Raw genomic sequence first — 26,020 nt, 5'->3', positions numbered from 1 at the left:
TGCGTCGAGATTTTGAACAAGCTCTGAGACAGGCAGATCGGATGTAACAGGCGCTTGGAACTAGTTTCTTATTTGAGCTTCGCGCGACTGCGTGAAGATGATGAACAGGTGCCTAGAGCGCGTATAGTGCAAGCTTTACAAAATCAAGAGTGCTGCGCGGACGCGACGCTAGGTGCAAGCAACCATTTCCCATGGCCCAAGCCTATTCTTTTTTGATTGCTGGCGGCGGAATCGCTGGTTTAAGTGCCAGTATTGCGCTGTCCATGCAAGGACACACGATCAAATTGGTGGAACGCCAGGCCCAATTCACTGAAGTGGGCGCGGGTCTGCAAATCAGCCCTAATGCGTGGCGTTGCCTGCGCGCCTGGGGGCTGGAAGAGCAGCTGAAGGAGTACTGCAGCTTGCCCAGCGCATTGGTGGCCAGACGCCTGCAAACAGGCCGCAAACTAGCGCAGATTCCGCTGGGGGCCAGATGCATTGAGCGCTATGGCGCTCCGTATGCCACGCTGCAACGCGCCGACCTGCACCGCATCCTGTTGGAGCGTGCCGAGCAGTCCAGCTTGTTCACATGCGCAACAGGGTTTGAGGCGGTCTCTGCCACGGTGCAAGAGGGCATGGTTGTGGCAGACGTGCACGGCCCACTTGACTGGAAAGGCCAGGCGCAAGCCGATGCGTTGATTGCTGCAGATGGGGTACATAGCCGCCTCAGTGCGCAATTATTTGCCCATGCACCTGCTATGCCTACTGGCATGACGGCCTTTCGCGGCATGGTCAAGCAATCGGCTCTTCCAGAGCAATTGCGCAGCAACACCATATGTGCATGGCTTGGTAAACAGATGCATGTGGTCACGTATCCGGTGTTGCGAGGTGAGTGGTTGAATGTCGTGATGATCGTGCAAGACAGGCTGCTAATGCGCCCTAGTCAGCGTGGTCCAGCCGATATGCCCGCAACGCTGCAAAGCCTCACACGCACAAGCCCAATTTACCAGGAACTGCATGATGTGTTTTTGGCGATTGAAGCACATGGCCAATCGATGCAAGGCACGAAGTGGACTGAGTGGCCTCTCAGTGGCCGCAAGCCCGTGCGATCGCCGGCAGAACTGGTGGCCGATCGCGCTGTCCTGATTGGCGATGCTGCGCATCCGATGGTGCCGTTTCTCGCACAAGGCGCGGGTATGGCCATTGAAGATGCGGAGCAACTCAAAAACAGCCTGGCCTTGCATGACAAGGAGCTACAGGCTGCGTTGGCACATTTTGCGCAAATGCGCGCAGCGCGTTGCGCAAAAGTGCAGCGCCAATCGCTACGCAACGGAAAGATTTTCCATATGACTGGCCTGCCTGCATTTGCCCGTGATCGCGCTATGCAATGGTTTCCGGGAGCGGCCATGGATAAATCGTGGCTTTATGCCCATGGGCCGCAACCGGTGAACATGGCTTAGAGCTGCTTACACCACCCTTGATACGTTGCTGTAAAACCTGGTCGTACCTGTTGTACTGCCTGTGGTTTGTTGGGTGGAATTTGCTGCTCTTATGGCGTTGTGGCCGCTTCTGGGCTTGCTGCTGAACTTTTGTATTTGGCCCCGTCAACGGTGAGTCCATTGTCAGAAAGTCGCTCTGCTTGTTTTTCACCCACACCCCGTACGCGCTTGATAAAGTCATTCCAATCGCGATAGGGTTGATTGCTGCGCTCAACCACTATGCGCTCAGCAATCGCTTCGCCAATGCCTTTGACTTGCGTGAGCTCTTGCGCAGTAGAGGTATTGACTTCTACAGCAGCTGCTGCTGTAACAAGCCCCAGACACAGCGAGATTAACGATGCGAATCGTTTGAACATTGCACTCTCCTTGCAGTTAAACATGGAGCTTGATGATTGGCCAGCTATCGCATATTCCAAACACATCAACCGGCCAGAAGCCAAGCTGGCTCAAACAATAATATTTTTTTATGAAAGCAATATTTATTGATTGTTAATAACTATCAATAAGGCATTCAATAAATTGCATGCCGATGCAAGAAGTCGGATGCTTTTAGTCGACGCGGGGGATTACCTGGCCACGTTGGGTGGTGTGAAGCCGTTTGCTTGCAATCACCTTTGGCAGACATTGCGAGGCGCAATTGCCCTGCAAGCAGCTGGGCAAAGCCTGGTCGGAGCCAGTTCACAATTTCCATTCAGCCGCGTATGAAGTCCAGAAGATGCAATGCGCGGCAAAAACCGCAGTCGTGCGGGTTGCCCGGCGAGGATTTTTAATAAAGCAGTGCGCCTTTTGTGCCTTGCGCGACTGCGTGTAGATTGTGAGCTGGCTCTCAGACGGGCGTGCGATGGTTTGGGGCTTTGTTCATCTACACATGCACCGACGGTGGCGTGTGCTCAACGCAATCCGAGTACGTCGAACATATCGAATAAACCGTGTGGCTGGGCTGCGAGAAACTCTGCTGCACGCAAACTGCCTTGGGCATAGCCTGCTCGGCTTGAGGATTTGTGGCTGATTTCTATACGCTCGCCAATACCAGCAAACAACACCGTGTGATCGCCAACAATATCGCCGCCTCGAATTGTGGCAAAGCCAATGCTGGAAGGATCACGCGCACCGGTATGGCCATAGCGCTCATAGACGGCGCAATCCTTCAGATCACGCCCCAATGCATCGGCAATTACCTCGCCCATTTTCAGAGCAGTGCCCGAAGGCGCATCGACTTTGTGGCGGTGGTGGGCTTCCACCACTTCAATGTCATAGCCTGTGGAGAGGGCTTTGGCGGCCATCTCTAATAATTTGAAGGTGACATTGACACCCACACTCATATTAGGCGAGAACACGATCGCGAGGCGCTGGGCCAAGCCCGTCAATTGCTGTTTTTGCGCGTCATCAAAACCGGTGGTGCCGATGACCGCTTTGACCCCCAAGCGCTCACATACCTGCAAATGCGCAAGTGTGCCTTCTGGGCGCGTGAAATCGATCAAGACGTCAGCACCTGTGAGGCCTTGCTCAACCGAATCGGTCACTAAAACACCTGTTTTCTGGCCCAGAAAAGCGCCTGCATCGATGCCAATCTGACTGCTTCCTGCACGGTCAAAAGCCCCGCTGAGGCGGTGTTTGCCATCTTGCAGAATGGTCTCGATCAACATCTGTCCCATACGGCCACTGGCGCCGGCAATGGCAATATTTACTGAAGCTGCTGTGCTCATTTCACTTACTTTTCATCGTCAAAAAAATGCACCCATCACGGCATATACCGCGTTCACTGGGACGCGAGGGACAGGCCATTGGTCTGCAAAACCCTTACTCTAGAGAGGGGTATATGCTGCGTGGCTGCGCATTGCTTGGGCTGTTGGCTGCATTGTTAGCGGCAGCTTCTTGACTTTGCTTGCTAGGAGCAAAGCGCTCGAGCTGCGCTGGAGTGGCTTCAAGATTAGGAATTTTCGGCTTGCTGTTTTGTTCACCCAATAGGGCGACGAATTCGCTCTCGGAAGGCATTTCGTCGCCTTCAGCACGCTCCATCACATAACCGCTGAAGTACACAGTGAGCTTCTTCTCTTCAAACGCCAAGCCTTTGCGCTTGATTGTAAAGACATAGTCCCAGCGGTCGGAGTGGAACACACTCACGAGCAAGGGAGAGCCAAGAATATCGCGCACTTGTTCGTGCGACATGCCTGGCTTGAGCGCTTCAACTTGCTCTTTGGAGACAAAATTACCCTGGACCACCTCGATCTGATAGGGCGTGATGGCGTTGACGAGCTGATGGCTGGTGCGGTCAATACTGCTGCATCCGGCGAGTATGCCTACGGATAGCACTGCAACCCCGGTCAGCCAACTGCAAATGGATCTTTGGTACATTGCTTGCAAAAGCCCCACGATAAAAAGTTATGATCGGGGCATTGTAGCTGTAGCGTGACTGCCTTACCGGGCCTTCTGGCTCGTATCCTGGACGGGGACTGAACTGAAATGACAAACAATATCGAGGAACTCAAAAGCACGGGCTTGAAAGCGACTCTGCCAAGATTGAAGATTCTGGAGATTTTTCAGAAGGCGAAACAGCGGCATATGACGGCTGAAGACGTGTATCGGATTTTGCTGGACGAACGCTCAGATATTGGTTTGGCCACCGTATACCGCGTACTGACTCAGTTTGAGCAAGCGGGAATTCTTGATCGCCGCAACTTTGAGAGTGGCAAGGCCGTTTATGAGCTCAATGAAGGCCAGCCACATGACCACATGGTCTGCACGGCCACTGGCAAAGTTGAAGAGTTTTATGATGCGGAGATTGAGCGCCGTCTGAAAGAAATTGCTGCTGAGCGTGGTTGGACAGTACACGACCACGCGATTACTGTTTATGGCTTTAGTCCAGGCGCTGGTAATAACCGCTAAACCATCGCGCAGTGGCAAGAGCGGCCGCGCAATGTCTTAAAGGGAGCTAAAAGGGGTAACGCTTGTTACCCCTTTTAGCTGTTGGAGTCGATGCGTGTCCGTTTCAAGTGGTTTGGCAGACCACTTCGTCGCCGATCTGAATGTGGCCTGAAGCAGTGTTGGCGTAAAGGTTCATGCCGAAGCAGGCGCCTTGGGGCAATTGGTGGCTTTTTGCCAGAGTTTTCAGCGGCTCTTTTGTTGCAGACAATTGCGCGGTATCGGGGTCAAGATTGACAATTTTGCAGCGCCCGCATGGCTTGAAGCCAGTGAAGGCAATCTTGCCAATGCGCAGCGTTTTCCAGCCATCTTCTGCATAGGGGGTGTGGCCATCGACGACGATATTGGCGCGAAAGCGGCGCATAGTAATCGGTGTATTGAGCAAACTGTTGAGTGCCGCCAGTGAGGCTTGAGTGGTCAGCAAATAGGGCGCACCGTCGGCAAAAGACAAAGCGCCGCCCCCATTGGCTGCCAGGCTGCGGTGTGGCTGTGAGCCAAGATAAAACAGACGGCAAGCCAGGCCCAGATGCGCGCTTAACCAGGCGTCAACCTCTGCGGGGCCGCGATACGCCTGAAAATGGTCTCTCCAGACCGTAACGTCTGCCGCTTCTTGGTAATGCGCTCGATGCACCTCAAGACTCGCCCCATCTGGCGCCCATAAGCGGATGCCACCAGCGATGATTTCCGGCTGCCACAGCAGCATACGCTCCACTTCTCGTGCTGTGATAAATCGCCCTTGCTCGTCGGCGACCAGCCATTCGCGATCACCGACAAAGCCTTGCATGCCGACTTCTGCTTGCTGCACAGCAACGCCGCGCATCGACTTGACGGGGTAAAGATTCAAAGCCACGGTTTGCATTGCTGATGTCCTTGCGTTGCTCATATTGTCAATAAGCCGTTATTTTGTCGCGTAAGATGCCTGCAATGCTCTACATATTTTTCAAATCGCTGCATATTTTTGTCGCCATCGCCTGGGTAATGGGCTTGATGGTATGCGGCGTATTGCTCAGGACCAGAGACCGGGACGCCTCGCATGAGCAGCAGCGTATTTTTAACTCCCGCATGGCCACGATCGCACAGAACATCAGCCACTGGTGGGTGATGCCTTGCATGGCTACAACCCTCTTGGCGGCCTTGTATATGACGGTGGTGGCTGGTTGGTGGCAGATGCACTGGGTGTTTGCCAAACTGGCGGGAGCGGCCTTGCTGGTGTTGTTTGCCGTCTTGCAGGCGCGCGCAGCGCGGCGCTGGCGCCAGAACCCAATGGCCTTGCCTTCTGCCCAACTGGGACTGCTGGTTCCATTGACCCTGATCGTGGGCTTTGTACTGCTGTACTTGGCATTTACCAAGCCCTTTTGAGTCGAGCCTGGCGATAGGTTGAGCGATTCTTAGCTGTCCATCGCTATGCGCTGACGCTGGGTGAACGCCTCATAGGTATTGATGCCGCGCAGCTGCAAGATGTAGTTGCGCACCGCTGCTTCCACAAGGACCGCAATGTTGCGGCCAGCCAGCACTTGGATAATGGCTTTGCGCACAGGCACTCCCAAAACATTCACGGTCAATGGCTCGTGTGGAAGCCGGTCGTAATTGCGCTCCATGGTCTCTTGGCGCACCAAATGCACAATCATGCGCAGTCGCATGCGTCTGCGTACAGCAGTTTCACCAAAGATGGTGCAAATATCCAGCAGGCCGATGCCACGCACTTCTAACAGGTTTTGCAACAGCGGCGGGCATTTGCCTTCCAGCGCATTTTGGTTGATCTGCACGACATCCACGACATCATCGGCGACTAAGCCGTGGCCGCGTGTGATCAGCTCCAGGCCCAGCTCGCTCTTGCCCAGACCGGACTCGCCGGTGATCAATACGCCCACCCCCAAAATATCCATGAAGACGCCATGCAAGGTGGTGCTGGCAGCAAATAGCTTGAACAGGTAGCTGCGCATCACATCGATGACATAGGAGGCCGGCTCGTGTGTTGCGAACATTGGAATTTGTGCTTGTTCGCACAAATCCAGTAAGGCCTGAGGAGCGCGCTGGCCATCGGCCAGGATCAATACAGGGGGTTCTAACTCGGTGATACGCGTGACGCGCCTGACGCAGTCGGCTTGCGTCGAATTGGTCAGGTATTGGATTTCTTTCTCGCCCAGCACCTGTGCCCGAAAGGGGTGGATGTAATTCAAATAGCCAACCAAGTCGGCACTGGCGCGGGCTGATTGCACGGCGCGTTCGTCAAAGCGCCGTGCAAATGCATCGCGTCCAGCAATCCATTGCCACTGCAAGGCCGCGGTGAATTCATCAAATACTGCCTGCGCGCTGACGGTGTTGCTCATGCTGTCCTCTTTGGTGGTCTGCTTCATAGTGCATAGGGTACTGCATTGCTTGTCTAGCCAATCGCCCGGATCAACCATTGGCAGCCTCGCAGGCATGAATTGATGATGTAAAGAAATTGCCGCTGTGCATTGCTGAACCACGCACTGCAACGAACTGGTGGTGCAAGACTGTGAATGCTCAACGAGGCACTCTGCCAGCAGACACAGAGGCTGTATTTTGCAACGATTGATACAAAAAAAGTGCTTGAGTAAAGAATAAGCAAGGGCTACTCTAGCTCGATAAGTTTTCTATTTTTTCAAACTTATAGCCTTTACGACGCTTTGATCTAGCCAGATCGGTTCCGTATGTTAAACATGTGCGGCACGGCGGCGTTTTTCACTCAATCCCAATTAAACAATCTCTATTTGTACAAAAAAGAATACTCTCTATAATCTTTGCTAAACATAATCTTAAATTTTACGAATTTTAACAAATGAGAATTGCTGTACTTGATGATGATCCGCTGGTTCAAGAGCTAGAGCGCGCAGCCATTGAGCAACTTGGACACAGTTGTTATACCTACTCCGATGGCGTGAGTCTGCTCAAAGACCTGCGCAGACAAACCTTTGATCTACTGATCGTGGACTGGCATTTGCCAGACATGGATGGCCCGCGCGTTGTCGAGTCGGTGCGCAAAAGCATTGGTTCGAATATTCCGATTCTCTTTGTGACGCGCCGTGGTACTGAAGAAGATGTTGTTGAAGGTCTCAGCTGTGGCGCAGATGACTTCATGACCAAACCTGTACGGATTGGTGAGTTAACGGCCAGGCTGAATGCTTTATTGCGCCGTGCTTACCCAGCTACGCAAACGGGCAATTTGGAGTTCGGTATTTACCGTTTTAATACCGACAAGCGCAGCCTGGAAGTACGTGGCGTGCCGGTAGAAATGAAAACGCGCGAGTTCAATTTGGCGCTGTTTATGTTTCAAAATGTAGGGCGCTTACTGTCTCGAGACCATGTGCGCGAGATGGTTTGGGGCCAACTCTACCAAGTGCCTTCACGCTCGCTGGACACCCATGTCTCACGACTGCGAACCAAGCTGGAGCTCACTCCTGAGAATGGTTATGTGGTGAACGCCGTCTATGGTGTTGGCTACCGTTTGGAGTCCTCAGGATTGGAATTTCCCGAGGTCAACTAAAAACGAGTGCAGATAGCATGCTGGGCGCTGGTATGCACAGGTATGCTGTTACAAGGCACTGCCCGAAAGGGCAGTGCCTTTTGCATTTTGGCGTTTAAACGAGCCGCTGCATTGTCAGCAAACGAATGGCAAGTCCTGCAAATACGACGCTGGCGATGCGATTGAGAATGCGCTGAGCTGTAGCAGATTTTTGCAATAGGCTGCCAAAAAAACCAGAGCAACAGGCAATTGTGCCAAACACCAGTAAAGTAGCCAGCGTGAATAGCAAGCCTAATAGGCCAATTTGCGGTGCGACAGGCCCCAGAGCCGGATTCGCAAATTGAGGCAGGAATGCGAGGAAAAACATCAACACTTTGGGGTTGCTGAGATTCATCACAAAGCCACGTCCGATCATTGCCAGCGGATGCTGTCGAGGCTTGTTCTGTGGCAAAGGAGTAGAGGTTTCATGCGCGTTGCCTGGTGCCACGTTCGCAGGCGAGCGCCAAGCGCCCCAAGCAAGCCACAGCAAATACAGCGCGCCCACCCATTTGAGCGCAGTGAATGCTGTGGGGGATGCCACAATGATGGCTGCCAGGCCCAATGCCACAGCGCATGTGTGCACGGTGATGCCCAAACACAGGCCAATGACAACTTGCAAGCCGGTGCGCCAACCGTGTTGGGCCGACTGCATTAAGACAAATAGATTATCGGGGCCAGGCGTCAGCCCAAGCACTATGGCTACGCCAAAAAAGGCAATGAGCGTATCGTGTGATGGCATGAGAAGTTCGATAGATTAGGGCAATGACTGCAGCCAAACTGCTCGCAGAGGTGTTTAGCGCAAGGATTCCGAGCCGGGGTCGCGCTCTAGCAATTGCAGCACCAGCTCTTGGGCGCTGGTTCGGCCTTCGAGCAAACGCACGACCGCCGAGGTAATGGGCATTTCCACACCAATTTGCTGAGCCCGTTGTTCAACACTGCGCGCGCAGTACACGCCTTCTGCAACATGGCCAAGTTTGGCCAGAATGTCACCAAGTGGGTGGCCTTCTGCGAGCAATAGGCCGACTTTGCGGTTGCGTGACAGGCCGCCTGTGGCGGTCAGAACCAAATCGCCCACACCGGACAAGCCCATGAAAGTACTGGCCTGGCCGCCAAGGGCCACGCCAAAGCGGCTCATTTCGGCCAAGCCGCGTGTAATCAGGGCTGCACGTGCATTCAAGCCCAGTTGCAGTCCATCGCAAATGCCGGTGGCAATCGCTAGGACGTTTTTAATGGCCCCCCCGACTTCGACCCCGATCATGTCGTTGTTGCCATACACGCGTATGTGCTTGCCATGAAAGGCCCCAATCAACATGTCTTGCACGTGTTGGTGCTCTGATGCAGCGACCAGGGCCGTAGGCAGGTTTTGTGCGACTTCCAGCGCAAAGCTGGGGCCACTGAGCACGCCACTGACGATGTTGGGCGCTGCCTGGCGTTGTACCTCGTGAGGCAGCAGGCCAATCGCAGTCGATGCCTGGGCAGGCTCAATCCCTTTGCACAGCCACACGACAGGGACTTGCAAGCCCATCTTGTCAAGCGTCGTCAGCATCGGGCGCAGGGCTGCGACGGGGGTGCCGAGTATGACCAGGTCGGCATTGCCAACGGCATCGCTCAGTGCGCCATCGACAATGTGAACATTCTGTGGCAACAACACGCCGTCTAGGTAGCGCTGGTTGCTTCTATGCGTGCGCATGTGCTGCGCTTGGGTTGCATCGCGCACCCATAAAGTCACTTGGTGCTGCGCTGGGTGCCTGGCCGCAGCGATCGCCACGGCAGTGCCCCAGGCACCTGCTCCGAGGATGGCAATGGACAAGCGGTTGGCTGTGCTCAATAGTTTCTCCTGAGCAACCGCCTCACGTCTTGCGGTTGCACGATGGTGACTGATCAATGGACATGCGCTGCAGCGCTTGGGCCGCAGCATGTCTTTAAAAAAATAGCCTCGAAGAAGCGGCTCTCTGAGCAGATTCTAAGAGGCCATCTATGCCTGTGCTGCGCGGGCGCAAGCAGAGCTTAGCGACATCGTCACTCAGCGCAAGCCCAGTGACGATGTTGCGGGCGTGCGACTTATTGCACCGAGCCGGTGTCAGCTGCCGCTGCAGCTTGTTGCTGCTCGTACATGGCTTGGAAATTGATCTCAGCCAAGTGCACTGGTGGGAAGCCTGCGCGGTTGATGACGTCGGAAATATTGGAGCGCAGGTACGGGTAGACGATTTGTGGGCAAGCGACGCCAACCACTGCACCCATTTGTTCTTGAGGAATATTGCGGATTTCAAAAATACCGGCTTGTTTGGCTTCAACCAAGAACAGGGTTTTGTCTTCGACTTTGGTGGTGACCGTGCCGGTCACGGTCACTTCGTAGACGCCATCGGCCACGGTGTTGGCGGCCACGGCCAGCTGGATGTCCACATTCGGCTGTTTTTGCTCCAGCAAGATGCCAGGCGAGTTCGGCTGCTCCAGCGACAGGTCTTTGAGGTAGACGCGTTGGATTTGGAAAACCGGATTGTTGTTCACTTCATCAGCCATGTTGCACTACTTTCTTAGGAGGTCTATTTCAATAAAAACAGGGCTTGAGCCCACAATCACACATGCACAGCTTCTTGCCTTGGGCAATGGGCGAGTCACGGTTCAACGGCTTATTATGCAGTCAATCCGTGACTTTGCTGGCGAGCGTGCTGCAAGCCGCTGTATGCAGGCAACGCTGCGTGCGTGCGCGAGCGCTTATGCTTTTTCTTTTTGCTGAATGGCGGAATTGGCATCAACCACCGCCAACGCTGTCATATTCACAATGCGGCGCACTGTTGTACTTGGCGTGAGAATGTGCACGGCTTTGTCGCAACCCAGCAAAATCGGGCCGATTGCAATGTTTTGACCCGCTGCTGTTTTGAGCAGGTTGTACGAAATATTGGCCGCATCGATGTTGGGAAGCACCAGCAAATTCGCATCGCCTTCCAGGGTGCTGTTGGGCATTACGGCTTTGCGCATCGCATGGTCAAGCGCTGCATCTCCGTGCATTTCACCATCGACTTCCAGCCAAGGTGCTTGCTCTTTCAGCAGCGCCAAAGTGCGGCGCATTTTTTCCGCGCTTGGCTGCGAGCTGCTGCCAAAGCTGGAGTGTGACAGCAAGGCCACTTTGGGCTTGATGCCAAAACGCTGGACCTCTGCGGCGGCCGCAATCGTCAGCTCGGTCAACTGCTCAGCCGTGGGGTCATAGTTGACATGGGTGTCAACCAAGAACACTTGGCGGCCTGGCAGAATCAAACCGTTCATAGCGCCGTAGGTGCGTGCGCCAGGCTTGATGCCAATGACCTGGTCAATGTAGTTCAGGTGGTGGCTATAGCCGCCCCATGTGCCGGTGATCAGGCCATCGACCTCGCCTTTGTGCAGCAGCATGGCGCCAATCAGGGACAGGCGGCGGCGCATCTCAATTTTGGCAATCGATACAGTGATGCCTTTGCGCTCGGTCAACTGGTGGTAGGTTTTCCAAAAATCCTGGTAGCGCTCATCTTGCTCAGTGTTGACGACGTCGTAGTCCTCGCCTTCACGCAAACGCAAGCCGAATTTGGCAATGCGCTGGGCAATGATGGCTGGGCGGCCAATCAGGGTTGGGCGGGCGATGCCTTCATCTACGACGATTTGCGCTGCGCGCAAAACGCGCTCTTCTTCGCCTTCGCAGTACGCAATGCGTTTGGCTTTGGCCGATTTGGCCGCCAGAATAATCGGCTTCATGATGGTGCCTGAGGCATACACGAAGTTTTGCAGCTTCTGCACGTAGGCATCCATGTCCGCGATGGGGCGCGTGGCCACACCGCTGGCTTCAGCAGCTTTGGCCACCGCAGGCGCAATCTTCATCATCAAGCGCGGATCGAACGGCTTAGGAATCACATACTCAGGGCCAAACATCAGCTTCTCGCCGACATAAGCGCGTGCGACTTCCTCGCTTTGCTCAGCCTGGGCCAGCTCGACAATCGCATTGACGGTGGCAATTTCCATCTCATCGTTGATGGTCGTGGCGCCGCAGTCGAGCGCCCCACGGAACAGGTACGGAAAGCACAGGACGTTGTTGACCTGGTTGGGGTAGTCGCTGCGGCCGGTGGCAATCACCGCATCCGAGCGCACGGCTTTGACCACATCGGGCGAAATTTCGGGTGTTGGGTTGGCCAGCGCCAAAATCAGCGGCTTGGCGGCCATGCGCTGCACCATCTCTGCCTTGAGCACGCCGCCAGCGGACAGACCCAAAAATACATCGGCACCGTCAATGACCTCGGCCAGTGTGCGCTTGTCGGTCTTTTGTGCAAATGTGGCTTTGAGCTCGTCCATCAGGGCCGTGCGGCCTTCGTAGACCACGCCTTCCAAGTCGGTGACCCAGACGTTCTCGCGCTTAAGCCCCAACTTGAGCAGCAAACCCAGGCAAGCCAGCGCTGCAGCGCCTGCGCCTGAAGCCACCAGTTTTACATCTGCAATATTCTTGCCCACCACGCGCAAGCCGCCAACAACTGCTGCGCCAACCACAATCGCAGTGCCGTGCTGGTCATCATGGAAGACCGGAATCTTCATGCGCTTGCGCAATTCGCGCTCGACATAAAAGCACTCTGGTGCTTTGATGTCTTCCAAGTTGATGCCACCGAAAGTGGGCTCCAGCGAAGCAATGATCTCGACCAGTTTTTGTGGGTCTTTCTCGTCAATTTCGATGTCAAACACATCGATCCCGGAGAATTTTTTGAATAGAACACCCTTGCCTTCCATCACGGGCTTGGATGCCAGCGCGCCAATATCACCCAGACCCAGCACAGCCGTGCCGTTGCTGATCACACCCACCAAGTTGGCGCGGCTGGTATAGCGCGCGGCAGTCGATGGGTCTTTTTGAATTTCCTCACACGGTGCGGCCACGCCAGGCGAGTAAGCCAGTGAGAGGTCGTACTGGTTCATCAATTGCTTGGTAGGCGTGACCGAGATCTTGCCTGCGGTGGGGAACTCGTGGTAGTCCAGTGCGGCTTCACGCAATTGCGCACGTTTATTGATGGACTCGGGGGAATTGTTATCTGACATCGGACTTTCCTATACGCTTGGGTCTCATTGTTGTGGCATGCCTTACTTGGCCAGTGCTGGGACTGTGCTCAGAGTAGGCATGGGACGGTGGCTGTCTCCGTTGTCCTGCGAAGGAAGTGGTCGAGGCTCGGTTTCTGCTCCTGACACGATGCAGAACAACCAGAGTTCGAGGCCGCAAGGGGCTGCGGCAAAGAGGTCCACTTGGAGCACACGTGAGTGAAGGGGCGCTGACGAGGCGGCTTTTTCAACGAAGATGCCGCTAAATTCTTGTTTGGATTGTAGGAGCTTGTCTCCTACAAGTCACCTATAAGACTATGGCACTTTGGGCTTTAGCCAGGTCGAATCAACAAAAATTAAAAAACCGGCCAAGGTATGGCCGGTTGTTGTGTGTTTTTTTGCTTTTTATTGAAAACTGTTATGAGCGTGGTTGCTGCTCTAATTGTTGCAAAGCAGCAATACGGGTCTCAAGTGGCGGGTGTGAGCTGAACAAAGCGCCCACGGCCCCAGAAATGCCCATCGAGGCCAGGCCTTTAGGCAAGTCCTGTGTGTTGATGCCGCCCAAGCGGGCCAGAGCGCGTTGCATCGAGCCGGCTTGGCCCATCATGTGCGCCGCGCCTGCATCGGCGCGGAATTCGCGCTGGCGGCTAAACCAGGCCACGATGATGGCCGCGAGCACTCCCAGCAGCATGTCCATCACAAACACCGTGACATAGTAGCCAATCCCCACGCCGCCCTGGTTGTCGTTGTTGTTATTGCCGCGCAGGAAGCTGTCGACAATGCCGCCAACCACGCGTGAGATGTAAATCACAAAAGTGTTCATCACGCCTTGAATCAAGGTCATGGTGACCATATCGCCATTGGCCACGTGGGCGACTTCGTGGCCAATCACGGCCTCGATCTCTTCATGCGTCATGCTTTGCAGCAAACCTGTTGAGACAGCCACCAAGGCGGCATTTTTACGCGCACCAGTGGCAAAGGCATTGGCTGGACCATTGTAAATGCCCACATCGGGCATTTGAATACCGGCTTTGTCCGAGAATTTGCGCACTGTATCGACAATCCAGGCCTCGTCTTGGTTGCTGGGTTGGTTGATCAGGCGCACGCCCATGCTGCGAATGGCCATGGTTTTAGACAGCAGCAAAGAGATGGTTGAGCCACCAAAGCCCATGATCAAGGCCATTACCAACAGGCCTGTTTGGCTGCCTCGGTCAATGCCCAAAATACTGGTGACCAAGCCGAGTACAACCAATACAGCCATATTGGTTGCTACAAATAAAAAAATACGTTGCATGTGAGGAATCCTTGAATTGTTATCTTAGCCCTTGTGACAGCGCATGCGCACAGATGGTGCTCATTAAAGCAAACTGCAAAAAAACCGTGGTGAATGTCCGTGTTTAGCCTGTGACCATCGACCAGCCTTGTCCGTTTAAGGTTTCTTTACAGGCCCATATGCTCTTCACATGTGATTTTTCTCATGTATTGCTGCGGCGCGCAATTTCAAGATGCATTTCGTTGTTTCGTCTGTTTTGTTGCGATTGGGATTGGCCTATAGTGGTGAATGCCGTGGCGGTCTGAATACGCTGGTGTCTTCATAAAAACTGCGCTCTGTATTGGCGTGGCACCAGCCAGGAATGCCCAGAACAGGCATGGGGGTCAGTGGTTTATCGGCCAAGTTTTTGGCTGTTAATAATTGCGCTAAATCGGCATCAAGCTGTTCGATATCCGCGTCTTTAGCGCTGGTGTGATCGCCGCCTGGCAGGCGCAGCGTGAGTACATGCGCGCAAATCGGTTTGCGTGGCTGGCATAACTGCTCTAGCAGTGCGTGGCCAAATACCAGCAGTTGGGCATGGGCCCACAGATGCCGCTCGGTCCAAAATAAGCGCAGCCAATCTTTGGCGAGCAACGCCTCGTGCAAGAGCGATGGGGCCAGCAAAATAGCACCGTTTTCATCAAACAGCGTGCAGGCATCACGAACCTTGCCGCGTTGGCCTTGCACGCCCAGGCGCTCGATTTCGGCCGATTGGATTGCATTGAGCTGCTGTTTCGCTTGTGGCCAATGCAGCCAAATCAAGCCGTTGAATAAGTCATGCAAGTGCTCGCGGGTGGGCACAGCCCCATGCTGGCGAATGAATCGCTCGTAGCTTTCCCCTTTGGGTAGTTGTGCTTGGGGCACAAAAGTGGGGTAGTGTCTGCGTGCGAGCCCATTGCTGTGCTGGTACTGTGGGACCTGCTCGCCATACTGTTGCGCTACCTTTGTCAGTGCTGCCGCAATACTGGGTTGCTCCGCCATGGCTGTTTGCAAGGATTCGCCGATCGGCTGCGCATAGGGCTTTAACCAAGGTTGTTGCCACTTGAGTTGGGCACTGTGGCTATCTGAATGGGCTGAATTGGACAAGGTTGGTAGGGGCGTGCCGCTGAGCAATGCTAACTCCATGGTCAATGGTGTGTGGTTAATCCGCCCGGTAAACAGGTTCTTAGTGAAGGCTTATTTTTAGGCAAAAAAATGCCGTTCACTGTTGCCAGTGAACGGCAATGGCCATTGCTGGCAATTGTCTTGTAATCAATCCAGCACCGATGAGGGTGCTGGATTGTGAGCCAGGCAGACGGCTTAGAAGCCGCCCATGCCGCCCATGCCGCCCATGTCAGGCATTGCAGGAGCTGCTGCTTCGTCTTTTGGTGCTTCAGCAATCACGGCTTCAGTGGTCAACAACAGCGAAGCGACGGATGCAGCGTTTTGCAGTGCAGTGCGAGTCACTTTGGTTGGATCCAAAATGCCCAGTTCCAGCATGTCGCCGTATGTGTCGTTGGCAGCGTTGAAGCCGAAGTTGCCAGAGCCTTCCAGCACTTTGTTCACGACCACGGATGGCTCGCCACCGGCGTTGGCCACGATTTCACGCAGAGGCGCTTCGATGGCTTTCAAGATCAGTTTGATACCGGCATCTTGCTCGGCGTTGTCGCCTTTGATGGAGCCAGCCACAGCAGCCTTGGCACGCAGCAAAGCCACGCCACCACCGGCTACAACGCCTTCTTCCACAGCAGCGCGAGTGGCGTGCAGAGCATCTTCCACGCGGGCTTTTTTCTCTTTCATTTCGACTTCAGTGGCAGCGCCCACTTTGATCACGGCAACACCGCCGGCCAGTTTGGCCACGCGCTCTTGCAGTTTTTCGCGGTCGTAGTCAGAAGTCGCTTCTTCGATTTGGATACGCACTTGTTTGACGCGTGCCTCGATGTCAGCAGCAGCACCGGCGCCATCGATGATGGTGGTGTTTTCTTTGCCGATTTCGATGGTTTTGGCTTGACCCAGGTCAGCCAGAGTCACTTTTTCCAAAGACAGGCCGACTTCTTCAGCGATCACTTTACCGCCAGTCAGAATCGCGATGTCTTCCAGGATGGCTTTGCGACGGTCACCGAAGCCAGGCGCTTTAACAGCCACGACTTTCAAGATGCCGCGGATAGTGTTGACCACCAAAGTTGCCAGGGCTTCGCCTTCGACGTCTTCAGCAATGATCAGCAATGGGCGGCTGGCTTTGGCCACTTGTTCCAAAGTTGGCAGCAGGTCACGGATGTTGCTGATTTTCTTGTCGAACAACAACACAAATGGGTTGTCCAGGACAGCCACTTGTTTTTCTTGGTTGTTGATGAAGTAAGGCGACAGGTAGCCGCGGTCAAACTGCATGCCTTCGACGACGTCGAGTTCGTTTTGCAGCGACTTGCCTTCTTCCACAGTGATCACGCCCTCTTTGCCCACTTTGTCCATGGCTTCGGCAATGATGGTGCCCACATCGGTGTCGCTGTTAGCGGAGATGGAGCCCACTTGAGCGATTTCTTTGGACGTAGTGATCGCTTTGGATTGCGATTTCAGTTGTTCAACCAAAGCAACCACGGCCTTGTCGATGCCGCGCTTGACTTCGATTGGGCTGTGGCCAGCGGCCACGTATTTCAGACCTTCGCGCACGATGGCTTGGGCCAGCACAGTCGCTGTCGTAGTACCGTCACCAGCGATGTCGTTGGTTTTGGAGGCGACTTCTTTGACCAGTTGCGCACCGATGTTTTGCAACTTGTCTTTCAATTCGATTTCTTTGGCGACCGACACACCGTCTTTAGTCACGGTAGGAGCGCCAAACGAGCGCTCGAGCACCACGTTACGGCCTTTAGGGCCCAAAGTGGTTTTCACTGCGTTGGCCAGGATGTTTACGCCTTCAACGATGCGTGTGCGTGCATCGATACCGAAAATTACGTCTTTAGCTGCCATTTTGAATAGCTCCGAAAAAGTTTAGATCTGGTCGCCGTTGTCTGATTGCTGGGGTGAAGCCCTGTACGCAACGACGCGCCATATTGAAAAGAGAGCAGTGGGAATTACTTCTCGACCACAGCGAAGATATCGTCTTCTTTGAGAACCAGCACTTCTTTGCCGTCCACTTTGACTGCTTGGCCACTGTATTTGCCAAACAGAACACGGTCACCAACCGAGACGCCCAAAGCGATTACTTCGCCTTTGTCGTTCTTTTTACCTGGGCCAACGGCCAAGACTTCGCCTTGATCAGGCTTTTCAGCGGCGTTATCGGGAATCACAATGCCAGAAGCAGTGGTCGTTTCATTTTCCAGACGCTTAACGATCACGCGATCGTGCAGAGGACGCAATGCCATTTTTCTCTCCTGAGAACAAAGTAAAAGTTAATGATGGGTGGGCTGCTACTGGATGGAGTGTGTCTCCATCAGATAGCCCCGAAAGCACCAGCAGGATCGCTGTTAGCACTCGGGTGCCTTGAGTGCTAATGATACGGGCTGATTGCAGAGTTTCAAGACCTGCAGATAAAAAAAATCCCTATCAAGGGGCTTGGGCAGGTTGGCGGGCTTAGCGCCATGCAGTCGGCACAAAAAAACAGCCACCTGCAGGTGGCTGTTTGGGGATATTAATGCGAGGGCGCTGATTCAGAGTTTGCCTCGAACAATATCAAGGTTTGCTGCTGGTCGGGAAGGGCCAAGCCGCTTGGCTTGCCAGCGTTGTTTTTGCAACAGGCTTGCTGGCTTTCGGTGCGGCCGTTTTCGTTGGTGCTGGCTTTTTAGCTGCTGCAGCTGGTTTTTTGGCTGGAACAGGCTTTTTCACAGCGGCGGCTTTGGCTGCAGGTTTCGCTGCTGGAGCTGGAGCTGCAGGTTTGGCTGCATTGGCGGTGCTTTTCTTCGCAGGAGCCTTGGCTGCTGGGGCTTTTGTTGCCGCTTTCTTGGCTACCGGCTTGGCAGCTTGCGCGCTGCTTGCTTTGGTTGCTGGTGTTTTAGCTGCAGTGGTTTTGGGGGCTGCTGTTTTGGCAGTAGCGGTGGTTTTTTTGGCTGCTGCAGGCTTGGCTGCGGGTTTGGCAGCAGGCGCGGCTTTAGCTACGGCTTTGGTGGCAGTCGCTTTTTTGGCAACAGGGGCTTTTTTCGCTGGTGCTGCTTTGGCGGCTACCGGCTTGGCTGCTGTTTTTTTAGCCGCTGGCGCTTTGGTCGCGGTCGTAGATGCAGGTTTTTTCGCTGCTGAAGTCTTGGCTGGAGCGGCCTTTTTCTCGGCCACTGCTTTTTTAGCCGGCGCTTTAACAGCTGCCTTGGCAGGGCTCTTAGGGGCTGCTTCAGTGGTGGCCGCGACCTTTTTGGTTGTTGCAGACTTGGCAGCTGGTTTTTTCGCGGTTGCCATTTAACTCTCCTAAGCTGAATAAATGAGGTAATCCATCAAGATGATGCAAAACACGAAAGGCAAGGACAAAACCTAGAAACGCGGCTCCATTAATGCAATGGTGTGGCCTGAGATCAGACATAATCAACACGGCAATGATTATGTCTTTAGGTTTAGTTGCCATATTCGGTTGTATTTTGGCATTTTGATTGCAATAAAAATCAGCGTCCAGTCTGTGGCAAGAATTTAATTGTTAAATTTTGTAACAAATCGGGATTTGTGCCAATCTTTGCGTCACTGCGAGAGCTTTGATCGGCAAAAAACCATTAGAGCTGCTATTTTTTGTATTCTTTTTAATATCTGTTGCTGAGGTTTTTTGCCTCGGTTTCAACACATCAGGTTGGCGATGGTTTTTTAAAAATCACGATCTAACAGATAGCTGTGCTACAGCCCTTCTATTAACCGGAACGTGGTAGAACACTGCAAAGCACAGCGCACTGTGCGCTAATAAGAAATGCAGCAGCCTGTACAAGCCAGCCTCGATGCTTAGAATCCTTTCGCAAAGGCGTTGAGCGTTGGTCGACAGGGGCGATTGAGTGGGATCGGTCCATTTGCGCCGAGGTTGGCGTGAGTGCTCGGCATGATTTTTTTTGTTGTTGCACTTGAATCAAGTCGAGTCTGACCCTATTTTTGTTTTCAGTTATAGGAGGATTTACATCCATGAGACTCGACAAACTCACCACAAAATTTCAAGAAGCCCTGGGCGATGCGCAATCGCTGGCCTTGGGCAATGACAACCAATACATTGCGCCGGTGCATGTGCTCGCTGCGATGCTGCGCCAAGACGATGGCCCGCGCGCGCTGTTGCAGCGCGCTGGCGTCAACGTCAATGCGCTGAGTCAGGCCGCCGATGCGGCCGTGAAGCGCTTGCCCCAAGTGAGCGGGCAAGACCAGGTCCAAGTCGGCCCCGAACTGACCAAAGCCTTGCAGGCGACTGAAAAGGAAGCGATCAAGCGCGGTGACCAATTCATTGCCAGCGAGCTATTTTTACTCGCACTTACAGACAGCAAGGACGAGGCGGGCCGCATTGCCAAAGAACATGGCTTAAGCCGCAAAGCCCTGGAGGCGGCGATTGAGACTGTGCGCGGCGGCCAGGGCGTGGACAGCGCCGATGCCGAAGGCCAGCGCGAAGCCCTGAAAAAATACACCCTGGACTTGACCGAGCGCGCCCGCCTGGGCAAGGTCGATCCGGTGATTGGCCGCGACGATGAAATTCGCCGTGCGATCCAGGTGCTGCAACGCCGCAGCAAAAACAACCCAGTGCTGATTGGCGAGCCAGGCGTGGGCAAGACCGCGATTGTGGAAGGCCTGGCGCAGCGCATCGTCAACGGTGAGGTGCCTGATACCTTGCGCGACAAACAAGTGCTGTCCTTGGACATGGCAGGCTTGCTTGCGGGCGCGAAATACCGCGGCGAATTTGAGGAGCGCCTCAAATCCGTGCTGAAGGAAGTCGCGCAGGAAGATGGCCGCATCATCTTGTTCATCGACGAGCTGCACACCATGGTGGGCGCGGGCAAAGCCGATGGCGCGATGGACGCGGGCAATATGCTCAAGCCCGCGCTGGCGCGCGGCGAGTTGCACTGCATTGGCGCGACCACTTTGGACGAGTACCGCAAGTACATTGAGAAAGACGCTGCGCTGGAGCGCCGCTTCCAGAAAGTGCTGGTCGAAGAGCCGTCAGTCGAAGACACGATTGCGATTTTGCGCGGTCTGCAAGACAAGTACGAAGCCCACCACGGCGTTGAGATCACCGACCCGGCCATTGTCGCGGCCGCTGAATTGTCGGCGCGCTACATCACCGACCGCTTCTTGCCTGATAAAGCAATTGACTTGATTGATGAGGCTGCAGCCAAGATCAAGATCGAGATCGACTCCAAGCCAGAGGTGATGGACAAGCTCGATCGCCGCATCATCCAGCTCAAGATTGAGCGTGAAGCGGTGAAAAAAGAAACCGATGATGCCTCGCAAAAACGCCTGGCCTTGATCGAGGACGAGATCACCGAACTCGAGCGTGAGTACAAAAACCTCGAAGAAATCTGGACGGCTGAAAAAGCCAGCGTGCAAGGCACGAGCCAGGTGCGCGAGGAGATTGAGCAGTTGCGTATCCAGATCGACGATGCCACACGCAAAGGCGACTTCAACAAGGTCGCTGAGTTGCAGTACGGCCAACTGCCGGCCTTGGAGAAACAACTCAACGATGCGCTGGAGCGTGAGAGCGCCGCTGATGACCAAGCCGGCGGGCACAAGCTGCTGCGCACCCATGTCGGCGCGGAAGAAATTGCCGAGGTCGTCAGCCGCGCCACCGGTATTCCGGTCAGCAAGATGATGGCCGGAGAGCGCGAAAAATTGCTGAAAATGGAAGACGCCTTGCACCAGCGCGTCGTCGGCCAGAACGAGGCCGTCGATGCGGTCGCTGATGCAATTCGCCGCTCGCGCTCGGGCCTGTCGGACCCGAATCGGCCGCTGGGCTCGTTCCTGTTCCTGGGCCCAACGGGCGTGGGTAAAACCGAGTTGTCCAAAGCCTTGGCGGGCTTCCTGTTTGACAGCGAAGACCACCTGATTCGCATCGATATGAGCGAGTTCATGGAGAAGCACTCGGTAGCCCGTTTGATCGGTGCGCCACCGGGCTATGTCGGTTATGACGAAGGCGGCTACCTGACGGAAGCCGTGCGCCGCAAACCTTACAGCGTCGTGCTGCTTGACGAGGTGGAAAAAGCCCACCCGGATGTGTTTAACGTCTTGCTGCAAGTGCTCGATGATGGCCGCCTGACCGATGGCCAGGGCCGCACGGTGGACTTTAAAAACACCGTCATCATCATGACCAGCAACATCGGCTCGCACCGCATTCAGGAAATGACAGGCCAGCCTTATGACGAGGTCAAGGACGCGGTTTGGGATGAGTTGAAAAACTACTTCCGCCCCGAGTTCCTCAACCGCATTGATGAGACCGTGGTGTTCCATGCATTGGATGCGAAAAACATCGAATCCATTGCCAGAATCCAGCTGGCGACCTTGCAGTCGCGTCTGCAGAAAATGGATTTGCACCTCGATGTGTCGGAAGCGGCCTTGGCTGAATTGGCCAAAGTCGGTTTTGATCCGGTGTTTGGGGCCCGTCCGCTCAAGCGTGCGATCCAGCAGCGTATTGAAAACCCGCTGTCCAAAGCGCTGCTGCAAGGCCAGTTTGCGCCTAATAGCGAGATTAAGGTGACCGTGGATCCGGTCAAGGCACCTGGGCAATTCCAGTTTGCCTAAACACTGTCTGGTGAGCTAAGAGCCTCTAAGAGCGTAAACACGTTCTAAGTCAGCGAGGCAACGGGTGATGCGATGGCATCGCCCGTTTTTTTATGCGTGCGCGCCTTGGCTATCTTTACGTGATGCAGCTGGAGTCAGCCGACATTAGGCCAGCTGCCCTGCTGTCCGATGTGGCAAATGGCACAACAGATGCCGCTGTGTTGGTATTTTTGAACTTGCATCGGCACTTGAAATTACCTAGTTTCAGGGATATACACAATGCATCATGTTGTTAATAATTATGCTTGTTGGTGTTTATTGACATTTTAGAAGGCTGCTATGCAAGCACTGTTGCGCATTTTTCATCGCGCTTTACCGAATTTATCGACCCTGCGCGTGCGTTATGCGTTGCGTTTGTTGTTGTTGGTCTTGTGTCTGCCTCTATCGTCTGCCTGGGCTTTCATCAGCTCACCGCCAGGATCGAGTTTCGATTTGGCAGGGGGCACAGTGGACATGATGGGGACCGACTTGGTCGTTGAAGGGGTACTGGTGCTCGGGCCTGGCGGGCGCATTACCGGCATCCGCAACCTGATCATTGCTCCTGGTGGGCAGTTGGATATTTCCGGTGGCGACATTGAGCTATCGCAGCAATACACCAACCAAGGCGAAGTCATCAACGATGGCGGAGGGCATATAACGCGTGTCGATGGCGGCCCAGGCAATCCGATTGTCGGCCCACCAGGCCCTATCGTTATCACCCCCCCTGCAGCCACAAGCGTCACGCCGGTACCAGGGCTTGCAGGCGGACCGCTGCTGGCCTTGAGCTTCATTCTCGGTCTCTGGGCCTGCTTGCGCCAACGCTCTACGCGCAACGGCCAACCAGCTCAAACAGTCTGACACACAGCGGCAACAGCATTTATTGATAGGACGAACCATGAAAACCTCCGTACTGTGGGTGGTCACAACGTTGGCTGCTGCATGCAGCATGAGCGCTATTGCGGCCGACATGACACTGACACCGCCCCCCAATGGCGGCATCAGCCTGAAGTCGGCCAATGGCGAGACCGCGATTCGGATCACGCCGGAGTCGCAGGTGCAGATGCCCCATCTTCCGTCAGCGGGCCAGGCAGACAGCATTGTTTGCCAAGACACAGCTGGCATCTTGCAGAAATGCAGCATTGACAGCTTGGCTGTGCCTGGAGAGACAGGGCCAGCGGGGCCGCAAGGTGATAAGGGCGAGCCTGGAGAGCGAGGCGCTCAAGGCGAGCAGGGCTTGCAAGGGGAGAGGGGCATTCAAGGCGAGCAAGGCCTGCAAGGACCCCAAGGAGAGACAGGTCCCCAGGGGATTCCAGGCGCATCAGTGCAAGGTGTCTCGGCCATGCGCCATGGCTGCTTTAATGCAACGGGCCAGCGCACTACAGGGAGTGGCTTCGACGTCACGGCCAATACCAACGAGAAACAATACGCGATCCGTTTTGCCGTGGCGATGCCCAGTGGCGATTACAGCGGCGTCGTCGATGCACGCTCCAACAATGGCCGCAGTCTGGCCGCTTTGGTGAGCAATCCCACCGAGCAAGGCTTTGAAGTCACGATTGGTTGGCTGGCCCAAGCCGAAGGCGAAGCCATTCAAAGCGTCTGTTTTATCACTGCGCTGTAAAGCGATCTGTTTGAAGGAATCCAGTATGAAATTCCACACTGTGCGTAAAACCGCTTTAGCCACTTTTGGCTCCTTGGGTCTGCTCTTTGGTGGTCAGGCTATGGCGCAGGCAGAGATGTATTTGGGGCAATTGTTTTTGATGGGATCGAACTTTTGCCCAAGCGGGTCTGTGCCTGCCAATGGCGCAGCCCTCAGTGTTGCGTCAAATAGCGCGTTATATTCCCTTCTAGGCACGCAATTTGGAGGTGATGGGCAACATACCTTTAAGTTGCCGGATTTGCGCGGCCGCAGCCCTATTGGCGCGGGTCAAGGGGCATCTAGTAGTTACTATGTTGGCGAATACGGCGGGAGTGAGCATGCCTCACTCACGCACAGCAATTTGCCTTCGCATACCCACCAGATCAACTCTTTGGCGACTGCAGCAGCCAGTACCAAGGCTGCGACACATAGCACTCCCGCTCCTGACCGCGTTCCTGCACAAACCATGAATGCAGGAGGCTATATCGCAGCGGATCAAGCCGATACGGAGCTTGGGGGGATAGCAACAACATCTACAGCTAGCGTTGTGGGAAGTCAACAGCCGTTCTCTATCCGTGATCCTTACTTGGTGATGACGTGGTGTATCGTGACGAACGGAATTTACCCTTCTCGGCCGTAAAGTCAAATCGATGTCACTGTGATGCGTCGGAGTCAAGCTGTTGAATGATGGTTGTGTTGCAAGTGCATTCTATGCTTGTCACTCAGATTTAAACCACGAGTGCATTGGCTTGGCCGAGCTGGGAGCTGCGGTCTTTGACTGGGCGTTTGAACAAAACGGTGAACGCATTGCCACTGACACGGCCTCTGGCTGTTTGCATTTCAGCGCGTTGGTAGCCAATCACGGCACCGTGGCGCTCGCACAGCTCACGGCACAGAAACAGCCCCAAGCCAGACGAGCGGCTCTCGGACGAAAAAAACGGCTCAAACAAGTGCTGCTCGACCGAGCGCTCCAGCGGTGCGCCATCGCTCCAAACGGTCAAAGAAGCCTGGCCGTTGCTGCCGCTGCGCGTTGTGATCTGCAATGAGTCGGTATGCGGGCCCTTGTAGCGCATTGCATTGTCCAGCAGGTTCACCAGTATGCGGCGCAAATGGTCGCGGTCAAAGCCTACCTGTATCCCCTGGGCCTGCAACTGCAGCTTGAGCACCCGCAGGCTGCGGTCTTGCTGCTGCCAGTCGTGCACGCATTCGGCGCTCCATTCGTCCAGCGGCAGTGTCTCGACCAGCGCGTTGTCCTGTGCTTGGCGCTGAACCCGGGCGACATCGAGGATGTCCTCTGCAATGCGGCGCAGTCGGTCGGCATTGTGTTTGACCATGTCGGTCAGCCGCTGTGCCTGTGGGTCAGTCAGGTCCTCGGCCAGCAAGGCATTGGCTTGAATAATGGCAGTCAGTGGATTGCGGATTTCATGCGCGACGGCTGCTGACATGCGCCCCATTGAGGCCAGTTTTTCGGTGCGGATCTGGGCTTCGACTTGGCGCAAGTCTTGCAAAAACATCACGCAATGGCCCTTGCCACGATCGAGTGCCAGTCCGGCCTCGGCATTGGTCAACCAGGAGCGTACATGCACGCCCATTGGGCTGCCGCCTTGTGGCAGCAGGGCCAAATCAGCAGTCTGCGGCAGGCCGCGCCTGAGGGTGATCTTGGCCATCACCAACAGGGGCTGCCAAATCGGATTGCTGTCCAGTGAAAAAGGCAGGCTGCTGCGCGCATCAAGCCCCAGGATGTCCAGCGCGGCAGGGTTGGCCGAATGCACCAGCATTTCCTGGTCCAGTACCAGAACCCCGTCGCTGAGCTTGCTGATCACCAAGGCGTTGACCTGGCTTTGAATGATGGCGGCGGCGCGGCTTTTCTTGCCTTCTTGTTCCTCGCCGGACAAGCGCAAGGCCATTTGGTGCACCAGCAAACCCAGCACCAAAAAACCCATGCCAGCGAGCACCGATTGCAGCACCTGCTGCGGATTGACATTCATCCCGTGCGGCCACAAGGTGACCCAGGCCAGCGTTCCAAAAGCGCCAAGCACCGTGCCTATCAGCACCGTAAAATTACCCAGCGCTGCAGCCATCAGTACGGGCAATCCCAACAAGGGGATCAGGCTGATGTCGGCGGAGGTATGCCATTGCATCAACAAACCGCACACCAGCATATCGATGCCCAGCGTGAAAATCCAATGGATGGCTGGGGCGCGCTTGGGCTCTTGCGGGCCTAGTACCAGTCTGGCTGCGACTGCCAAGAAAAAATAAGCGGCGGTCAGCCACAGCGCGCGCTCACTGACGCTATTGCTGATGAAACGCTCGATCAACAATAAAAAAAGAATCGCAAACGACAGCATGACCCGACCGGTCAAGAAGCCCCGCCATAAGCGCTGAAATGGCCCTAGAGCGGCTGCGCGCGTGGTTTTTAGCCCCCATAGTTGCGAAAG

The 26,020-nt window shown here is 54.8% G+C and carries 23 protein-coding genes; 8 read left to right on the top strand and 15 right to left on the bottom strand.

What is annotated here, in order from left to right; all coding sequences use genetic code 11:
- Window positions 1–191: 191 nt before the first annotated feature.
- Window positions 192–1,439 (top strand): FAD-dependent monooxygenase, encoded by a 1,248-nt coding sequence (locus E8K88_RS08115; protein WP_136406153.1) that lies wholly within the window; start codon window positions 192–194, stop codon window positions 1,437–1,439.
- A gap of 89 nt (window positions 1,440–1,528) precedes the next feature.
- On the opposite strand, the gene E8K88_RS08110 is transcribed toward E8K88_RS08115, so the two are convergent.
- The 3 genes from E8K88_RS08110 to E8K88_RS08100 all read right to left on the bottom strand — a co-directional run bounded on the left by E8K88_RS08110 (window position 1,529) and on the right by E8K88_RS08100 (window position 3,833).
- A complete protein-coding gene (locus E8K88_RS08110) occupies window positions 1,529–1,834 on the bottom strand; it encodes a ComEA family DNA-binding protein (protein WP_136406152.1) in 306 nt (101 codons plus the stop codon).
- Window positions 1,835–2,368: 534 nt separating this feature from the next.
- Complete coding sequence (dapB, locus tag E8K88_RS08105) at window positions 2,369–3,184, bottom strand: 4-hydroxy-tetrahydrodipicolinate reductase (RefSeq protein ID WP_136406151.1); 816 nt, start codon at window positions 3,182–3,184, stop codon at window positions 2,369–2,371.
- Between the two features lie 94 nt (window positions 3,185–3,278).
- Window positions 3,279–3,833 carry an outer membrane protein assembly factor BamE gene (locus E8K88_RS08100; RefSeq protein WP_136406175.1) on the bottom strand — a complete coding sequence of 185 codons (555 nt, stop codon included), beginning with the start codon at window positions 3,831–3,833 and terminating at the stop codon, window positions 3,279–3,281.
- 108 nt (window positions 3,834–3,941) lie between these two features.
- Between E8K88_RS08100 and fur the strand changes: the two genes are divergently transcribed.
- Window positions 3,942–4,364: a ferric iron uptake transcriptional regulator gene (gene fur, locus E8K88_RS08095; RefSeq protein ID WP_136406150.1), complete on the top strand. Its 423-nt coding sequence runs from the start codon at window positions 3,942–3,944 to the stop codon at window positions 4,362–4,364.
- Between the two features lie 103 nt (window positions 4,365–4,467).
- Here the strand turns inward: fur and E8K88_RS08090 are convergent, their stop codons facing one another.
- Window positions 4,468–5,259, bottom strand: a complete 792-nt coding sequence (locus E8K88_RS08090) for an MOSC domain-containing protein (protein ID WP_168797280.1) — start codon at window positions 5,257–5,259, stop codon at window positions 4,468–4,470.
- Window positions 5,260–5,324: 65 nt separating this feature from the next.
- Here E8K88_RS08090 and E8K88_RS08085 point away from each other — a divergent pair, with 65 nt between their 5' ends.
- Window positions 5,325–5,759 carry a CopD family protein gene (locus tag E8K88_RS08085; protein WP_168797279.1) on the top strand — a complete coding sequence of 145 codons (435 nt, stop codon included), beginning with the start codon at window positions 5,325–5,327 and terminating at the stop codon, window positions 5,757–5,759.
- A 29-nt stretch (window positions 5,760–5,788) separates the two neighbouring features.
- Here the strand turns inward: E8K88_RS08085 and hprK are convergent, their stop codons facing one another.
- Window positions 5,789–6,730, bottom strand: a complete 942-nt coding sequence (gene hprK / locus E8K88_RS08080) for an HPr(Ser) kinase/phosphatase (RefSeq protein ID WP_136406147.1) — start codon at window positions 6,728–6,730, stop codon at window positions 5,789–5,791.
- 473 nt (window positions 6,731–7,203) lie between these two features.
- Here hprK and E8K88_RS08075 point away from each other — a divergent pair, with 473 nt between their 5' ends.
- Window positions 7,204–7,908, top strand: coding sequence for a response regulator transcription factor (locus E8K88_RS08075; RefSeq protein WP_136406146.1), 705 nt, complete (start codon window positions 7,204–7,206; stop codon window positions 7,906–7,908).
- Window positions 7,909–8,002: 94 nt separating this feature from the next.
- Here E8K88_RS08075 and E8K88_RS08070 read toward each other — a convergent pair whose 3' ends face one another.
- The 9 genes from E8K88_RS08070 to E8K88_RS08030 form a co-directional block, all read right to left on the bottom strand.
- Complete coding sequence (locus E8K88_RS08070) at window positions 8,003–8,665, bottom strand: LysE family translocator (RefSeq protein WP_136406145.1); 663 nt, start codon at window positions 8,663–8,665, stop codon at window positions 8,003–8,005.
- A 54-nt stretch (window positions 8,666–8,719) separates the two neighbouring features.
- A complete protein-coding gene (locus E8K88_RS08065; protein WP_136406174.1) occupies window positions 8,720–9,736 on the bottom strand; it encodes an NAD(P)H-dependent glycerol-3-phosphate dehydrogenase in 1,017 nt (338 codons plus the stop codon).
- A gap of 251 nt (window positions 9,737–9,987) precedes the next feature.
- The gene (secB, locus tag E8K88_RS08060) at window positions 9,988–10,446 is read right to left on the bottom strand and encodes a protein-export chaperone SecB (RefSeq protein ID WP_136406144.1); all 459 of its coding nucleotides are present in this window, start codon (window positions 10,444–10,446) and stop codon (window positions 9,988–9,990) included.
- Window positions 10,447–10,641: 195 nt separating this feature from the next.
- Window positions 10,642–12,969, bottom strand: a complete 2,328-nt coding sequence (locus E8K88_RS08055; RefSeq protein ID WP_136406143.1) for an NADP-dependent malic enzyme — start codon at window positions 12,967–12,969, stop codon at window positions 10,642–10,644.
- A gap of 415 nt (window positions 12,970–13,384) precedes the next feature.
- On the bottom strand, window positions 13,385–14,260 hold the full coding sequence (htpX, locus tag E8K88_RS08050; protein ID WP_136406142.1) for a protease HtpX: 876 nt from the start codon (window positions 14,258–14,260) through the stop codon (window positions 13,385–13,387).
- 255 nt (window positions 14,261–14,515) lie between these two features.
- The gene (locus E8K88_RS08045; protein ID WP_136406141.1) at window positions 14,516–15,403 is read right to left on the bottom strand and encodes a DUF3025 domain-containing protein; all 888 of its coding nucleotides are present in this window, start codon (window positions 15,401–15,403) and stop codon (window positions 14,516–14,518) included.
- Window positions 15,404–15,577: 174 nt separating this feature from the next.
- Window positions 15,578–17,221: a chaperonin GroEL gene (gene groL / locus E8K88_RS08040; protein WP_136406140.1), complete on the bottom strand. Its 1,644-nt coding sequence runs from the start codon at window positions 17,219–17,221 to the stop codon at window positions 15,578–15,580.
- A gap of 104 nt (window positions 17,222–17,325) precedes the next feature.
- Complete coding sequence (locus tag E8K88_RS08035; protein ID WP_136406139.1) at window positions 17,326–17,616, bottom strand: co-chaperone GroES; 291 nt, start codon at window positions 17,614–17,616, stop codon at window positions 17,326–17,328.
- A 307-nt stretch (window positions 17,617–17,923) separates the two neighbouring features.
- Window positions 17,924–18,637 (bottom strand): histone H1, encoded by a 714-nt coding sequence (locus tag E8K88_RS08030; protein WP_205880048.1) that lies wholly within the window; start codon window positions 18,635–18,637, stop codon window positions 17,924–17,926.
- A 699-nt stretch (window positions 18,638–19,336) separates the two neighbouring features.
- Here E8K88_RS08030 and clpB point away from each other — a divergent pair.
- From clpB to E8K88_RS08010, 4 genes are all read left to right on the top strand, one after another.
- Window positions 19,337–21,928, top strand: coding sequence for an ATP-dependent chaperone ClpB (gene clpB, locus E8K88_RS08025; protein ID WP_136406138.1), 2,592 nt, complete (start codon window positions 19,337–19,339; stop codon window positions 21,926–21,928).
- A gap of 318 nt (window positions 21,929–22,246) precedes the next feature.
- Entirely contained in the window at window positions 22,247–22,804 is a 558-nt protein-coding gene (locus E8K88_RS08020; protein ID WP_136406137.1) for a hypothetical protein, read from the top strand.
- A 37-nt stretch (window positions 22,805–22,841) separates the two neighbouring features.
- The gene (locus E8K88_RS18480; protein WP_136406136.1) at window positions 22,842–23,564 is read left to right on the top strand and encodes a collagen-like triple helix repeat-containing protein; all 723 of its coding nucleotides are present in this window, start codon (window positions 22,842–22,844) and stop codon (window positions 23,562–23,564) included.
- Between the two features lie 25 nt (window positions 23,565–23,589).
- The gene (locus E8K88_RS08010) at window positions 23,590–24,222 is read left to right on the top strand and encodes a phage tail protein (protein WP_136406135.1); all 633 of its coding nucleotides are present in this window, start codon (window positions 23,590–23,592) and stop codon (window positions 24,220–24,222) included.
- Window positions 24,223–24,310: 88 nt separating this feature from the next.
- On the opposite strand, the gene E8K88_RS08005 is transcribed toward E8K88_RS08010, so the two are convergent.
- On the bottom strand, window positions 24,311–25,945 hold the full coding sequence (locus tag E8K88_RS08005) for an ATP-binding protein (protein WP_338092872.1): 1,635 nt from the start codon (window positions 25,943–25,945) through the stop codon (window positions 24,311–24,313).
- Between the last annotated feature and the right edge of the window lie 75 nt (window positions 25,946–26,020).

This window comes from Lampropedia aestuarii (assembly GCF_004803635.1).
GTDB lineage: Bacteria > Pseudomonadota > Gammaproteobacteria > Burkholderiales > Burkholderiaceae_C > Lampropedia > Lampropedia aestuarii.
This window is presented reverse-complemented; position numbering and strand designations above follow the sequence as displayed.

What these genes read in the sequence shown, in the direction of transcription:
- E8K88_RS08115 (WP_136406153.1), top strand. Translation starts at nt 192, where the DNA reads ATGGCCCAAGCCTATTCTTTTTTGATTGCTGGCGGCGGAATCGCTGGT.
- E8K88_RS08110 (WP_136406152.1), bottom strand. Translation starts at nt 1,834, where the DNA reads ATGTTCAAACGATTCGCATCGTTAATCTCGCTGTGTCTGGGGCTTGTT.
- dapB (WP_136406151.1), bottom strand. Translation starts at nt 3,184, where the DNA reads ATGAGCACAGCAGCTTCAGTAAATATTGCCATTGCCGGCGCCAGTGGC.
- E8K88_RS08100 (WP_136406175.1), bottom strand. Translation starts at nt 3,833, where the DNA reads ATGTACCAAAGATCCATTTGCAGTTGGCTGACCGGGGTTGCAGTGCTA.
- fur (WP_136406150.1), top strand. Translation starts at nt 3,942, where the DNA reads ATGACAAACAATATCGAGGAACTCAAAAGCACGGGCTTGAAAGCGACT.
- E8K88_RS08090 (WP_168797280.1), bottom strand. Translation starts at nt 5,259, where the DNA reads ATGCAAACCGTGGCTTTGAATCTTTACCCCGTCAAGTCGATGCGCGGC.
- E8K88_RS08085 (WP_168797279.1), top strand. Translation starts at nt 5,325, where the DNA reads ATGCTCTACATATTTTTCAAATCGCTGCATATTTTTGTCGCCATCGCC.
- hprK (WP_136406147.1), bottom strand. Translation starts at nt 6,730, where the DNA reads ATGAGCAACACCGTCAGCGCGCAGGCAGTATTTGATGAATTCACCGCG.
- E8K88_RS08075 (WP_136406146.1), top strand. Translation starts at nt 7,204, where the DNA reads ATGAGAATTGCTGTACTTGATGATGATCCGCTGGTTCAAGAGCTAGAG.
- E8K88_RS08070 (WP_136406145.1), bottom strand. Translation starts at nt 8,665, where the DNA reads ATGCCATCACACGATACGCTCATTGCCTTTTTTGGCGTAGCCATAGTG.
- secB (WP_136406144.1), bottom strand. Translation starts at nt 10,446, where the DNA reads ATGGCTGATGAAGTGAACAACAATCCGGTTTTCCAAATCCAACGCGTC.
- E8K88_RS08055 (WP_136406143.1), bottom strand. Translation starts at nt 12,969, where the DNA reads ATGTCAGATAACAATTCCCCCGAGTCCATCAATAAACGTGCGCAATTG.
- htpX (WP_136406142.1), bottom strand. Translation starts at nt 14,260, where the DNA reads ATGCAACGTATTTTTTTATTTGTAGCAACCAATATGGCTGTATTGGTT.
- E8K88_RS08045 (WP_136406141.1), bottom strand. Translation starts at nt 15,403, where the DNA reads ATGGAGTTAGCATTGCTCAGCGGCACGCCCCTACCAACCTTGTCCAAT.
- groL (WP_136406140.1), bottom strand. Translation starts at nt 17,221, where the DNA reads ATGGCAGCTAAAGACGTAATTTTCGGTATCGATGCACGCACACGCATC.
- E8K88_RS08035 (WP_136406139.1), bottom strand. Translation starts at nt 17,616, where the DNA reads ATGGCATTGCGTCCTCTGCACGATCGCGTGATCGTTAAGCGTCTGGAA.
- E8K88_RS08030 (WP_205880048.1), bottom strand. Translation starts at nt 18,637, where the DNA reads ATGGCAACCGCGAAAAAACCAGCTGCCAAGTCTGCAACAACCAAAAAG.
- clpB (WP_136406138.1), top strand. Translation starts at nt 19,337, where the DNA reads ATGAGACTCGACAAACTCACCACAAAATTTCAAGAAGCCCTGGGCGAT.
- E8K88_RS08020 (WP_136406137.1), top strand. Translation starts at nt 22,247, where the DNA reads ATGCAAGCACTGTTGCGCATTTTTCATCGCGCTTTACCGAATTTATCG.
- E8K88_RS18480 (WP_136406136.1), top strand. Translation starts at nt 22,842, where the DNA reads ATGAAAACCTCCGTACTGTGGGTGGTCACAACGTTGGCTGCTGCATGC.
- E8K88_RS08010 (WP_136406135.1), top strand. Translation starts at nt 23,590, where the DNA reads ATGAAATTCCACACTGTGCGTAAAACCGCTTTAGCCACTTTTGGCTCC.